Genomic DNA, 13,811 nt, shown 5'->3' with positions numbered 1-13,811 from the left:
TTCGGCTACGCTCAGTCGAACGATTGACGATAGCGGAGCGTTAGCGAGTCCGCGTTCGCGCAGCGTCTCGTAGAGAGCGTCTTTTGGATTGATCGCACCGTGGTAGTGATGCAGCTTGGGATTTAAGAATGGTTATTTTAGATTTGTTTCGCTTACTAGGAGCAAGACATGAACCAGAAGCAACGCCCCCAATCCAAAATCTAAAATTCAAAATCTGTAGTCAAGTCACTGGGATTATATAGATGGTGGTAGAGTTCTTAATAAATCTTTAACCATCCATTAAAACAGTACCGCAATTATGTTCAAGAAAGTTAACAAAAGAGTTAGGAGTTATGCTTTTTATTCCTAACTCCTAACTTTCAACTCCTAACTTCTTCGGGGGTTGTGGTGTGGATGTTGATACGTCTAGCGATCGCATTGGAATAGCGATCGCTCATATCTTCGATATTAACTTTGATTAAGGCTTGATTATCAGTGGTGAAAACCCCCAAACCCGTCTCAAAATTGCTAACTGTACCTAGTCTTTGCCAATCTTGACCGAGATTTTCCTGTAAGTATGATTCCCAAATGCCTTGTTGTGCTGATGTTACAGAGACTAAAATTCTGGCACCACCTTCGGCAAACAGCACCTCATCGAGGCGGTTTAACTGTGTTGATGCTATTTCTAAATTGATTTCGGCACCAAGGTTGCCAGCAATACAACATTCGGCTAGAGCGATCGCCACTCCCCCCTCAGCACTATCATGGGCTGAACGTACCCAACCATTACGAATTCCTTCACGACAAACTTTCTGGACGCGGCGTTCCAAGTCAAAATCTACCCGTGGCGGTTTTCCGGCAACAGTCCCGTGGATAGTGGCTAAATATTCAGATGCTCCCAAACTGATTTTCGATGCCAGAGGCAATCCAAGAAGATAAATCACATCGCCGGATGTTTGCCAACCTTGACCACAAATTTTGGTTAGATCGGGAATCAAGCCCACCATACCGACAACAGGAGTGGGGTAAATGGGTTGGGGGATGCCTTGAGCATCAACAGTTTCGTTGTACAAAGAGACATTTCCGCCTGTGACTGGTGTCGCCAATTCTCGGCAACCTTCCGCCAAGCCGCGACAAGCTTCTGCCAATTGCCAGTAACCAATGGGTTTTTCTGGAGAGCCAAAATTAAGGTTATCTGTCACCGCCAGAGGTTCTGCACCCACACAGCTAAGATTTCGTGCAGCTTCTGCCACCACTGCCTTAGCTCCTTCGTAGGGGTCAAGATAAACATAACGAGGATTGCAATCTACTGTGGCAGCAACACCTGATTTTGGATTTTGGATTTCGGCTTCGCTCAGTCGAACGATTTTGGATTTTGGACTTCGGCTTACCTCGGCTCCGGCTCCATCGAGCGAAGTCGAGATGCTCGGCACAAGTCGCTCAGTCGAGCGATTTTGGATTTGTTCTAAAGGGCGCAAACGGATAACGGCGGCATCTGCACCACCTGGTAGGATGACAGTATTATTTTGTACTTGATGGTCATATTGACGATATACCCAATTTTTAGAAGCGATCGTGGGTGTATCGAGCAAAGTTAACAGAATATCATTCCAACTTTGCAGGTTTCCTTCGAATTCTATTCCAGCAGTTGTGCAATCAGGTAAGGAATCAGCAGTCCATTCCCAAGCTTTGCGTGCATATTCTGGTGGTTCTGTCAATAACTCCCGATGATATAGTGGGGTATTTTCCGCCAAAGCCTCAGCCGGAATTTCTGCTGCTACTTCACCCTGAAAGAAAATCCGCACGATGGGTTCAGCGATGACTGTCCCGGCAACAACGGCTTGAAGTCCCCAACGATGGAAAATGTCGATTAATTCCTGCTCACGCCCTTTGTGGGCAACAAACAGCATTCGTTCTTGAGATTCTGAAAGTAGATATTCATAAGGAACCATTCCCGTTTCTCTGACGGGGATTTTATCTAAATCCAGTTCAATTCCCACACCGCCTTTTGCTGCCATCTCTGAGGTAGAACAGGTAATGCCGGCTGCTCCCATATCTTGGGCGGCGACAACTGCACCTGTTTTAAACGCCTCCAGACAAGCTTCAATTAAAGACTTTTCTAAAAATGGATCGCCCACTTGCACCGCCGGGCGATCGTCTATTGACTGATCGCTCAATTCGGCACTAGCAAAACTCGCGCCTCCCATACCATCGCGCCCAGTGGTGGAACCAACATACAGCACCGGGTTGCCTAAGCCAGATGCTCCAGATTTGACGATTTCTGCTGTTTCCATCAACCCTAGTGCCATAACGTTCACCAGAGGATTACCAGAGTAAGCAGGGTCAAAGTAAACTTCACCGCCAACGGTGGGTACCCCAACGCAGTTACCATAATGGGCAATTCCTGATACTACGCCTTGGAACAGCCTTTGAGTTTTGGCATCTTCTAGGGAACCGAAGCGCAGGGAATTTAATAGAGCAATGGGACGCGCACCCATTGTAAAAATATCTCTGAGAATACCGCCTACTCCCGTTGCTGCACCTTGAAATGGTTCGACTGCTGAGGGGTGGTTGTGGGATTCAATCTTAAAGGCTAGTTGGAGTCCATCACCCAAGTCTACAACACCAGCATTTTCACCTGGCCCTACGAGGATGCGATCGCCATCGGTGGGAAATTGTTTGAGTAGAGGTCGAGAATTTTTGTAACAGCAATGCTCTGACCACATTACGCCAAACATTCCCAGTTCAGCTTTGTTGGGATGACGGCCTAACCGACGGACAATTTCTGCGTATTCTTCTGGTTTAAGACCAACAGCCGCAATTTCTTGTGAGGAAAAGGCTGGTTTTGAGGTTGCAGTCATGGAAGTAATGCACTCTGGGGGGACAGAGCATTATTCTATCGATTTACAGGCGCTGTAAATGCAGTTCCAGAAATACAGATAATTCTTCTTTGGATATTTCTTTCTGAACTAGTTGAATTACCAAGTTGTAAGCTTGCTCTTGAGATAGGTTGAGAGTGTAGCCATTTAAGTTCAAGAAAATAAGCATAACAGCGAAAGCAGTGCGCTTGTTGCCATCAATAAACGGATGGTTCATTGCTAAATGGTACAGGTACGCTGCTGCTTGCTCGTGAATTGTTGGATGGAGAAGTTCACCGCCAAAAGTAGCTTGAGGTTGTGCCAGTGCTGAATCTAGTAAACCTTCATCTCTGACACCAGATGTTCCACCAAATCTTTGAATTTGGCGTTGGTGAATATCTAAGACTTGAGAAATAGTGAGAAATTTAGGAGTCTGCAAGGTGACGGAATACCTCTTCCCATTTTTTTTCAACTGCTAAGTAAGCCTGCAATACTTCTTCATCTGAGGCAATTTGATTTGAGGTAGTATTTTCTAACTTGTCTTCATTTTGTTCAATCTCGCGGAAAGATTGGGCAAAATCAGGAATATTTAATAACAGTTTTTCAGTAGCTTCGCTTGCTTCTGTTTTTTGTAGATAAGCAATAATTGCAACTGCTACTCGCAACTTCTCAGGAGGAAGCTGACGCAAACGGCTTTCGGCTTCTGATAAATAAGTGCTGTGCTTTTGTTCTGTTGCCATTGTTACTCCAAGCTAGGTCGTTGTGAATCAGTTTTGCTGCTAACTCTAGCTTATCGCGCTGAGTAAGGGACTTGCGATCGCAACCTAGTGGAGTGAAATAATCCCATATCTGGCGATCGCTTCACGCTGCGATGGAAGTATTTCTAGTGTTGAATGGTTTTGAGATTAACGCCGCAGTGGATGAACAAAAGTAGGTAATTTTACAAGTTGTGTCTGGTGAGTTAGTTCTAAAGATAGATTGTACTAAATCGTGAAATACTGGTAATTATACTGATAATTACAAAGTAATAAAATTCTCTTTACTTTTAAATGCCTAACAGACTCAATGACTGAATAGCTTTTGGAGAAATGTATTCCGGGAATTGTTTGAGAGTTTACTTATTCAAATAAACAAACTGACCTTACTAACCTAATTAAGAGGATTTTGATCATGCCTAGACTTACCTTTCCACCCAATTTCATCGGCACCCCTGGTTCAGACACTTTAATCGGGGAACAGTTAAATGCATCTCCAGCAATAGGTATCGATATTTTAACTGGAGGTTTCATTTATACGCGCTCAGGAATAGACACGATCGCTGGCACGGGTAATGGCGGCAACGGCAGCACAGATGGTGATGGTGCCATTGGCGGCACTGGTGGTACTGGGACTGGGATTGCTAACAGTGGCACTCTGAATACAGGGGACGAAAAAGACGCGATCGCTGGCACAGGCAACGGCGGCAAGGGCGGCAAGGGCGGCGATGTCGGCGATGTCGGCAACGGTGGTAAGGGCGGCGACGGCGGTACTGGAACTGGGATTGTTAACAGTGGCAAACTGAATACAGGGGACGGAAACGACACTATCTCTGGCACAGGAAAGGGCGGCGACGGCGGCGACGGCGGCTATGTTAACAATACTGATTACGCCACCGGTGGCGGCGGCGGCAACGGCGGCAACGGCGGTACTGGAACTGGGATTGTTAACAGTGGCAAACTGAATACAGGGGACGGAGAAGACGCGATCTCTGGCACAGGTAATGGCGGCAACGGCGGCATTGGGGGCGGCAGAGCCAGCGACAAGTATATTCCCCTCCTTGGCACCAACGGCAACGGTGGTACTGGCACTGGGATTGCTAACAGTGGCGAACTGAATACAGGAAACGGAAACGACACGATCACTGGCATGGGTAATGGCGGCAAAACCAGCGACGGCGGCTTCGTCGGCTACGGCGGTGCTGCGATCGGCATCCAGAACCTTAAAGACGCCACCATCACTACAGGGACGGGCAAGGACACGATTACCGGTAATGGGAACAGTTCAGGAGCAAACGCCACCACCTATGGCATCTTCAACAATGGAGTCATTGATACAGGCAAGGATGCTGACACGCTGATTGGACAGGCAACAGCAACAAGTGAAGGTGTTGGCTACGACGATGGTCTTGCCTACGGCATTTATGGAGAAGGAATCATCAAGACTGGCGATGGCAATGACAAAATTATTGCCACCAGTATCCTAGATGGAGTTCAACAAAAAGTTTCTATCGGTGGCGGCATCAACATTGCTTTGGGCAGTGGCAATGACTACTTCCAAGGGTTCGGTGTTGCTACGGTGGATGGCGGGGACGGTTTTGACACCCTCGATCTTAGAGCTTTCAATCGCTCTGAACTGATCGTATCTGGTGTTATTTCTGGCAATACCCTTAACTCTGCCAACATCAGTTTCAACAATAATGGAAACTCCATTAGCTTGTCTACCACTGGCTTTGATAAATTTATCTTTGCAGATAACTCTTTCTCTTACAGCACTTTAACAAACGGCGCATGAGTTTCTTAATTCGCCTATGTGATGTTTTACCCGCTAATTGTCTAACTGGCGTTGTTTGCTCTAAAGTATCTAGCAGTAGATATACTCTTAGCTCCAAACTTGCATAGATTTACTGTAACTCAGAGATTATTCGGGGATATGCAGTTTATATGTAACAACCAAGTGACGAGAATCACACATATCGATGATTAGGATCGTCACGTTGCGATCGCTAACTAGGCATAATTAATGACAACTGAACTCTAGCCGAGTCATTAATAGGGAACACACTTAATTGCCGACAGCCTTAACAAAGGACTGTCGGTTTTTTGTATTTGTCATTAGTCATTAGTCATTCTTCCCCCATGCCCAATACAACTCTTGGAGAGGCTGCGCCAACGACTTCTCTACGAGACGCTACGCGAACGCGGTAGTTGAGCGTAGCGATGCACTGAGCGTAGTCGAAGTGTCGAAACTCAGTACAAGTGCCCAATGCCCAATGCCAAAATCTATAAAATTTCCCCACAACTGGTTGGTAACTTGACAAAGATTTTGCCAGAGCCACTACCAAATGTGGGGAGAGTATGATCAAATTGGGGATCTTATGCCTATTGAGCGATAATATCTTGCACTCACTTTAGTAGACTGCAACTATACTCCTAGAACTAGCACACACTTTGTATTAAGACATCGCTTGAATGATGTAATCAAAGTAGGGTGCTGCTTCGGCAGCATCTTCCGCACTCAATAAGCCAAGGGAGGCTGTTTTGAGGGAATTGATCGCTTCTACCATTCCAGGCACGGGAACGCCCAATGAATTGTACATTTCCCGCACACCAATCAAACCGATTTTTTCAATTGGCTCTTTGTCACCGGCAAGTACACCATAGGTAATTAGGCGTAAGTACCAGCCAAAATCACGGATACATAGAGAGCGTTGGCGTTCTCCATAAGCATTACCTCCGGGGGAGATAAAGTCAGGACGCTTCTGCCAAAGTTGTTTGGTAGCTTCCTGAACTATCTTCTTTTCGTTTTCGGCTAAGGTAGCCGCAATCCGCGTCCGTTGTACGCCGGTTTGCAAAAAGTCTTTGATATTTTTAAGTTCGCCACTGCTGGGATAACGCAGTTCGTCGTCAGCTTTGAGAATAACTTGGCTAATTACAGTCATGATTATTGAAATCACCTGAAATATTATCTGTTAGTTTACCGAGTTGGAGGTACACAAGTGAAGGGTTCGGAGCTACTTATGTATTGAATTTATCTATTTGGGGGAGTGGGGAGTGGGGACTGGGGACTGGGGAGTGGGAAGATGAAGGAGATGAGGGAGATGAGGGAGATGAGGGAGATGAGGAAAATAACCATGCCCAATGCCCAATGCCCAATGACTAATGACTAATGACTAATGACTAATGACTAATGACTAAAATAATTTGGCAACAGGGTGAATTAATTGAAGTAACGATCGCTAACCTGAGTGATACAGGTGATGGTGTGGGACGCGCTGATGAGCGTGTAGTGTTTGTCCCAGATACTGTACCAGGCGATCGCGCCATTGTCCGCTTAGTTCATGTTAAACCTAAATACGCCCACGGGAAGCTCCAGCAGCTATTGTCACCATCCCCCCACCGGATTAGACCTAGTTGTATTGTGGCGGACAAGTGCGGTGGTTGCCAGTGGCAGCATGTTAATTATGATTACCAGCTAGTAGCCAAGCAAAATCAAGTTATCCAAGCAATAGAGCGCATTGGCGGTTTTGTTCAACCACCAGTAGATCCGGTACTTGCTGCCCCTTCTGCTTTCGGCTACCGTAATAAATCTACATATCCTCTTGGCACATCGGCAACAGGACAAGTACAAGCTGGTTACTATCAAAAAGGTAGTCACCAATTAATTAACTTAAATCAATGTCCAGTCCAAGACTCACGGTTAAATCCCTTACTTGCCGAAGTTAAGCAGGATATCCAACAGCAGGGTTGGCAAATTTACGACGAACAGCGCCATCAAGGAAAAATTCGCCATCTCGGTTTACGCATTGGCAGACACACAGGAGAAATGTTGCTGACTTTGGTAGTAAAAGACTGGAATTTATCAGGAATTGAAACCCAAGCCCAGGAATGGTTAAAGCGCTATCCGCAGTTAGTGGGAGTATCACTCAATCGCAATGGCGATCGCACAAATGCTATCTTTGGATCAGAAACCCGTTGCATCGCTGGAGTCCCCCACCTGCGCGAGAACTTTGCTGGACTGGAATTTCAAGTACGCCCAGATACATTTTTCCAAGTGTATACAGAAACAGCAGAGGCACTATTGCAGGTAATTCAATCAGAACTCAATCTTCAAGGGCATGAGTTGCTAGTTGATGCCTACTGTGGTATTGGGACTTTAACTTTACCTCTCGCCAAAAAAGTGCGGATTGCTACAGGATTAGAAGTGCAACCAGCAGCAGTCGAACAAGCTATTTTGAATGCCCATCGCAACGGAATTGATAATGTGACATTCCAAGTCGGGGCAGTAGAGAAATTGCTTCCCAAAATGGGCACAATACCAGAAGTAGTAATACTCGATCCGCCACGTAAGGGGTGCGATCGCGCAGTCATCGAAACTTTACGGCAATTGAAACCATCTCGGATCGTTTACGTCAGCTGTAAAGTAGCTACCCTCGCCCGCGACCTAAAATTGCTTTGTCAAGATGGCCAATATACCATCACACGGGTACAACCGGCTGATTTTTTCCCTCAAACTGCTCATGTTGAAGCTGCCGCCTTTCTTGCGCTATCACATTTGGAGAATGATACTAAATCCTTCAAAAAAACTGAAATTTGAAATTTGTAGTCGAGTGCATACTAAAGATGCTAAAATTGAATTAAGCTGAAAATAGAAATTCATTTTTTTTAAATAAATTCAAGTTGCATAGGTTCTTAAAAATATGAAGTGAATTGTGTGAATTATAAATCGGCAAATAACTAGAGTATGCTAATACTCTCTAAAATTAACAGCATCTTTTTAATTTGCTGACATCATTATCAAACTTATTCCAGCCGAGATATATAACCAATTCCAACTCATACTATAGAGCCAATGCTCCCTAGCATTTTCAAAATTTAGTTTTAAAGACGCAAGTTTGAAGGCAGCATGACCACCTCAAGTTTTATCAGGGTGACTGTAATAGCAAACTGATGTCTAGCTAACTGAAAGCTATGGGGTTTCTCTTGTGATTACTATCTCACTCCGTCCAGTTGGACGTTATTGGGGCACTATTAGTTTTGCCTCAACCCTCTACCTTTGTCCCATCTTAGATTTATTGTTGGCAGAAATTCCAGCAAAATTACAAGCAGAACTGCGCTTAGGACTTCAAGAAGCCCTTGTAAACGCAGCTAAACATGGCAATAATCTTGATCCCAGTAAAACAGTTGTAGTTCGTTTTTCCTTAATAGATAATCAATATTGGTGGATAATATCAGACCAGGGTAGCGGCTTTACTCCTTCATCAACTAGTGATGAAGAACCAACAGACTATTTACCGCCAGATGAGGCAGAAAGTGGTCGTGGTTTATGTCTTCTGCATCAAATTTTTGATCAGGTGCAGTGGAATCGCAAAGGCACAGAATTGAGGCTTTGTAAACAAATGGAGAATCGCCGGGGATTATCTCTGCGACGATAAGAGGAGTTAAGAGAGACGCGACTAATCGCGTCTCTACAGGAGTTAGGAGCTTAAAACTTTTAACTCCTAACTCCTCACTCCTAACTTTTTCCGTGACTCGGACAGGGAGGCGCAGAAATGGAGCGATCTAACCAACCAACTGCTTGTTCTAATCTAGCTTGAGCTTCTTGTGGCTGATTCTTTAAAAGATACACAATCGCTGCTGCCACTTGTTCATTAGCGCGAGAATTGCGGTTAGACTTGAGGCGATGCCAATCGTCAGGGGAAATGCTCAACCTTTCCATTAGGGCTTGAGCTAGTTCCAAAGTACTAAGTTCATTCAGTTGAGTGGTTTTGGGCAGCTGGGTAGATTGAGACATAATTTTAAGTCCTTTGTCCTTTGTCATTTGTCCTTTGTCCTTGGTGAATAACCGAAAATGACTAATGACCAATGACTAATGACTATTGGTTCACAATTTAATCTTAGTTTACTACTTGTACATGAAGCCGTCTAAACAATCACAACCGCCAGGGGAAAATCCAGAACCAGACTTTGAGCAAGAATTAGAGGAAGTAGAGCGATCGCTCCTCTCCTTAAAAGAACGTTACGATCAAGTGCAACGCGATCGCCAACAACAGGCACAATGGCAACAGCGTCGGGATCAACTGAAGCACAATAAATCTCAGACACCAGAAATCAAAGCAGAGTTACGGCAAATTCAACGGCAGTTGGAAATGCTAGAACTCAACTTAGAAAGTCAGTTATTTTCTTGGCGTAGCCTGAAAAAACCTTTCTGGCAAGTCGTCCGCTTTGGTGGAATGGGCGTTATCATAGGCTGGATATTAAAGTCTTATGCTGGGTAATCTCAATTTTGGACTTCGGCTTACCTCGGCTCCGGCTCCATCAAGCGAAGTCGAGATGCTCGGCACAAGTCGCTCAGTCGAACGATTTGAGATTTTGAATTGGATTAAATGGTTAAGATTCTTTAATATTTGTACTCACTACGTTGACGAAATATAAGTTGTAAAATATGGCAAATCGACGGATTGCAGAAATATTGCGAAGTGGCGAACCTGATGAGTCCCTCAAAGTGCAAGGCTGGGTGCGGACGAAACGCGAATCCAAAGGGTTTGCTTTTATTGAAGTCAATGACGGCTCATCACTAGCTAATTTGCAAGTCGTCATTAATCAGGATTTGCCAGATTACGAAGCTATATTGAAAAAACTAAATACGGGTGCTGCTGTCGAAGCAACAGGGGTACTAGTGGCTTCTCTTGGTAAAGGACAGCGAATTGAGTTGAAAGCCGAGACAGTGAAAGTTTACGGCGAAGCTGATCCCGATACATATCCTCTGCAAAAGAAACGCCATTCCTTTGAGTTTCTGCGAACCATTGGACATTTGCGATCGCGTACCAATTCCTTTGGTGCCGTTTTCCGCGTCAGAAATGCTTGTTCGGCAGCAATTCACCAATTTTTCCAAGAAAGAGGCTTTTTGTGGGTACACACACCCATCATCACTGCTAGCGATTGCGAAGGCGCGGGTGAACTGTTTAGCGTTACCAGTTTAGATTTAAAGAATATTCCCCGCACAGATAATCAAGCAGTAGATTACAGCCAAGACTTTTTTGCGAAACCCACATATTTAACAGTTAGCGGCCAGTTGGAAGCGGAAGTGATGGCGATGGCATTTTCTAACGTCTACACCTTTGGCCCTACCTTCCGTGCAGAAAATTCCAATACCTCGCGCCACCTAGCAGAATTTTGGATGGTTGAGCCAGAAATGGCTTTTTGTGACTTAGAAGGCGATATGGATTTAGCTGAAGCGTTTCTCAAACACATTTTTAAATATGTGTTGCAAACTTGCCCAGAAGACATGGAATTTTTCAATGAACGCATTGATAAATCTGTGTTGTCCACAGCCGAAAATATTATTAATAATCAGTTTGAACGCTTAACTTATACAGAAGCCATCAAACTTTTGGAAAAAGCTGATGTTAAATTTGAATATCCCGTGAGTTGGGGTTTAGATTTACAATCAGAACACGAACGCTACCTAGCTGAACAACAGTTCAAAAAGCCAGTAATTGTTACAGATTACCCAGCGCAAATCAAAGCATTTTATATGCGTTTAAACGACGATGAAAAAACTGTCCGCGCAATGGATATTCTCGCACCGAAAATTGGCGAAATTGTCGGCGGTTCCCAGCGCGAAGAACGCTTGGAAGTATTAGAACGCCGCGTGTTAGCGCAAGGATTAAACCCAGAAGATTTGTGGTGGTATCTAGATTTGCGTCGTTATGGTAGTGTCCCCCATGCTGGTTTCGGGTTGGGTTTTGAACGACTTGTGCAATTCATAACGGGTATGGCAAATATTCGTGATGTGATTCCCTTTCCCCGTACACCCCAAAGTGCTGAGTTTTAGTGTGAATTACCCACACTGACTCATCAAGCCAAGAAATAGAATATAGGCCAATACCGTTCAGTTAAGCCCAAAACCCTTGGTAGAGACGCGAAATTTCGCATCTCTACAGGTCTAAAATTAGCACCAAAAATCCTTAACCCAAGCGTATTGGAATATAGACTGTTTGAGTTAATCAGTCCAGGTACGCAAGGACTAATGTTCAACAACTTTCACTACAGCAAGTTTGTGATTTGTTTGCTGATATCGCTGTGGCTTTGCAACAAACCTTAGAACGTATTTCCCTGGAGATGGTTTTTCGCAGTTTATATTTTTTCAATGGCGCACGATGCCTAGGTTGGGCTATGCCTACACAAAATCCACAACTACAACTCCTAAGAAAGGTTAGTCGAGGATCAACATTCCATAGGATTGCTTAAGGCAGTGCGTCGGTGTCGCTGACGCACTGCCTCAAGATTGCTTGATATCTGGGCATCGACCTTAACTTGACACCAATGGCAAAATACCCACCCCACAATCACATTCAAAAAATATTAGTGCAAATTAAAGGCACAACAGCTTACTAGTCTTTTCTTTCGCCAAAAACCGTCTGTAAAACCACTGGAATACCACCATCTTGGTGATATTTATCTGCCCAGGCACGGATAACTTCATCCAATTCTTCCATAGCCTGTTCCATTTTTTCTGGCAGTATATCAAGTTCTTCCAGTAAGCGCATGGCATTTCGTCGCCGTTCTGCCCAATTTTTCATCATGCGGAAATACCGAGCGGTATCTTCTACCATGATGTAGGTACGTTCTTGATCGTCTGCTGGGGCATAAAAAGGACGGGTAAGAGCGTAGAAGGGCATTCCCCAAGGAGAATCAATGCGTGTTACCGTGCCTGAGTAGAGTAGACGCCGCTTGATATGCTCACCCAAGGCTTCACTCAATGGCATTTGGTGTTCGGTTGGCAAGTCTTCTTGCGATCGCCTGTGCAAAAACTCAATCAAATCCAGAAACTCAAAGGAGCTTACTAACTGGGCATCAGGTAGATTACTTGGTAGTTTCTGCTCAATTTGTCTTTTTTCTTCACTTGTCAGATTGCTACCAGGAACACGCGATCGCCCCGGTTGCCAAGGATACTTCTCTAGCCAGACATAAGGCAATTGAATTAGATAGCGAGGTTCCTGAGAACCCAGCATTTTTAACAACTTGCCTTCTGTTAGCGCCTGTCTGACTTCTTCTACAATAATTTTTACTCGTTTCGGCTCTAGGTGGTGCAAATGCCCTGTCATCCGCAGGTTTTGTCCCTGCTCAAGATAGGTCATATAAATTGCACACTTTGCTGCTGTTGCGGCTGCGTCTAAAAATGCCCCATGCCTGTGCCCACTCGTCCGCATGGCACTAAAAGCCAGATAAAGCATGATCTGATCCATCGCACTGGGGTCAAGACGTTTGATCAGATCTATATCGTTACTCATATTACAGACAATTGAATAGCACGTTTACAGAATTTTTAATCGAGTGAGAATTAGGTAGTAGACACCTGGCTGAAGGCGATTTTTCCACTTCAGATTATATTAGTATGCGATAACTATGAGATCGGCGGTAGCGCAAACTACCATTTTCGCATATTTTCTGGAACATAAGCAGATTTAGTATTGTTACTAATAACTGTCCCTACATTTGACCAGAAAATTACAAACATCGCCAAGTCTAGCTGAGGGCGATTACGTCCCAAAAGTCAACTATGTTGCAATTAATCTACAAAGCTTTTCAGTTTTCTGGGGTTTTTCTCATCTTTTAAGAGCAACAAGATCAAACCGATTACACCTAATTATGGCATGATGCCGACTGGGAGTAAAAATAAGTTTGCACGGTTCATCTGGGATATCTGTTATTAGAAAAAGATGGGTTTTTCAGCTTTGATGAATTATTTGTAGTACACAGGTGGCTAGAAATAATTGGGAGTGGTCTAAAAAGAAATCGCTTACCAGGTGTAGCCACATTTAGAGGTTGAGCCACACGGCTCTTAGTGAAATATCATCCCGTTAACAACCTCCGGTGATGTCTCGGCATTATCAGCCGTTGGCTTGAGGGAAGATAGTAGGCATCAAGTAGAGCGAATAATTCCAATTTCAAAATACCTGTTTCTTTTCACATATTGTTTATTATCATATCATTATTTTTTGCTTATGAAATAAAATTCTATATTTTAAAGTTTATCAATCATGCGTATTTAAATAGTTTCTATTCTGCTTAAATCAAGGTTTGATGATATTTCATATTGACTATTAAATCCAAGTCTGATTTATCATTTTTTTTGAGAATTTGACACAGAATACCGCGATTAATTCTGACTGAATCGCGTAGCCATAAGGCTTTGTTGCTTTTCCTAATAACG

General features: G+C 44.1%; 13 protein-coding genes. 6 read left to right on the top strand and 7 right to left on the bottom strand.

What is annotated here, in order from left to right; genetic code table 11:
* Positions 1–359 precede the first annotated feature (359 nt).
* Genes purL through V7K50_RS04830 form a run of 3 tightly spaced genes read right to left on the bottom strand, consistent with a single transcriptional unit; the run spans position 360 to position 3,577 of the window.
* On the bottom strand, positions 360–2,840 hold the full coding sequence (purL, locus tag V7K50_RS04840; protein WP_334957780.1) for a phosphoribosylformylglycinamidine synthase subunit PurL: 2,481 nt from the start codon (positions 2,838–2,840) through the stop codon (positions 360–362).
* A 43-nt stretch (positions 2,841–2,883) separates the two neighbouring features.
* Positions 2,884–3,276: a type II toxin-antitoxin system death-on-curing family toxin gene (locus V7K50_RS04835; protein WP_334957778.1), complete on the bottom strand. Its 393-nt coding sequence runs from the start codon at positions 3,274–3,276 to the stop codon at positions 2,884–2,886.
* Positions 3,263–3,577 carry a hypothetical protein gene (locus tag V7K50_RS04830; RefSeq protein ID WP_334957776.1) on the bottom strand — a complete coding sequence of 105 codons (315 nt, stop codon included), beginning with the start codon at positions 3,575–3,577 and terminating at the stop codon, positions 3,263–3,265. Before V7K50_RS04830 ends, V7K50_RS04835 begins: the two co-directional genes overlap by 14 nt.
* Before the next feature lie 430 nt (positions 3,578–4,007).
* On the opposite strand from V7K50_RS04830, the gene V7K50_RS04825 reads away from it, so the two are divergent.
* Positions 4,008–5,387, top strand: coding sequence for a hypothetical protein (locus V7K50_RS04825; RefSeq protein ID WP_334957774.1), 1,380 nt, complete (start codon positions 4,008–4,010; stop codon positions 5,385–5,387).
* Between the two features lie 331 nt (positions 5,388–5,718).
* On the opposite strand, the gene V7K50_RS04820 is transcribed toward V7K50_RS04825, so the two are convergent.
* Both V7K50_RS04820 and V7K50_RS04815 read right to left on the bottom strand, forming a co-directional pair.
* The gene (locus V7K50_RS04820; protein WP_334957772.1) at positions 5,719–5,931 is read right to left on the bottom strand and encodes a hypothetical protein; all 213 of its coding nucleotides are present in this window, start codon (positions 5,929–5,931) and stop codon (positions 5,719–5,721) included.
* 117 nt (positions 5,932–6,048) lie between these two features.
* The gene (locus V7K50_RS04815) at positions 6,049–6,534 is read right to left on the bottom strand and encodes an allophycocyanin subunit alpha-B (protein ID WP_012407637.1); all 486 of its coding nucleotides are present in this window, start codon (positions 6,532–6,534) and stop codon (positions 6,049–6,051) included.
* Positions 6,535–6,539: 5 nt separating this feature from the next.
* On the opposite strand from V7K50_RS04815, the gene V7K50_RS04810 reads away from it, so the two are divergent.
* The 3 genes from V7K50_RS04810 (at position 6,540) to V7K50_RS04800 (ending at position 9,027) form a co-directional block, all read left to right on the top strand.
* On the top strand, positions 6,540–6,755 hold the full coding sequence (locus V7K50_RS04810; protein ID WP_334957770.1) for a hypothetical protein: 216 nt from the start codon (positions 6,540–6,542) through the stop codon (positions 6,753–6,755).
* 27 nt (positions 6,756–6,782) lie between these two features.
* A complete protein-coding gene (rlmD, locus tag V7K50_RS04805) occupies positions 6,783–8,189 on the top strand; it encodes a 23S rRNA (uracil(1939)-C(5))-methyltransferase RlmD (protein WP_334957768.1) in 1,407 nt (468 codons plus the stop codon).
* Between the two features lie 388 nt (positions 8,190–8,577).
* Entirely contained in the window at positions 8,578–9,027 is a 450-nt protein-coding gene (locus V7K50_RS04800) for an ATP-binding protein (RefSeq protein ID WP_334803947.1), read from the top strand.
* Positions 9,028–9,107: 80 nt separating this feature from the next.
* Here V7K50_RS04800 and V7K50_RS04795 read toward each other — a convergent pair whose 3' ends face one another.
* On the bottom strand, positions 9,108–9,386 hold the full coding sequence (locus V7K50_RS04795; protein ID WP_334958363.1) for a DUF6439 family protein: 279 nt from the start codon (positions 9,384–9,386) through the stop codon (positions 9,108–9,110).
* Positions 9,387–9,507: 121 nt separating this feature from the next.
* Here V7K50_RS04795 and V7K50_RS04790 point away from each other — a divergent pair, with 121 nt between their 5' ends.
* Complete coding sequence (locus tag V7K50_RS04790; protein ID WP_334958361.1) at positions 9,508–9,870, top strand: hypothetical protein; 363 nt, start codon at positions 9,508–9,510, stop codon at positions 9,868–9,870.
* 167 nt (positions 9,871–10,037) lie between these two features.
* Positions 10,038–11,429, top strand: coding sequence for an asparagine--tRNA ligase (gene asnS, locus V7K50_RS04785; protein WP_334957766.1), 1,392 nt, complete (start codon positions 10,038–10,040; stop codon positions 11,427–11,429).
* Between the two features lie 559 nt (positions 11,430–11,988).
* Here asnS and hetR read toward each other — a convergent pair.
* Complete coding sequence (gene hetR, locus V7K50_RS04780; RefSeq protein ID WP_334957764.1) at positions 11,989–12,888, bottom strand: heterocyst differentiation master regulator HetR; 900 nt, start codon at positions 12,886–12,888, stop codon at positions 11,989–11,991.
* Positions 12,889–13,811: the final 923 nt, after the last annotated feature.

The organism is Nostoc sp. (assembly GCF_036917135.1).
GTDB lineage: Bacteria > Cyanobacteriota > Cyanobacteriia > Cyanobacteriales > Nostocaceae > Nostoc.
The sequence above is the reverse complement of the archived record's forward strand: the minus strand, read 5'-3'. Positions and strand labels throughout refer to the sequence as shown.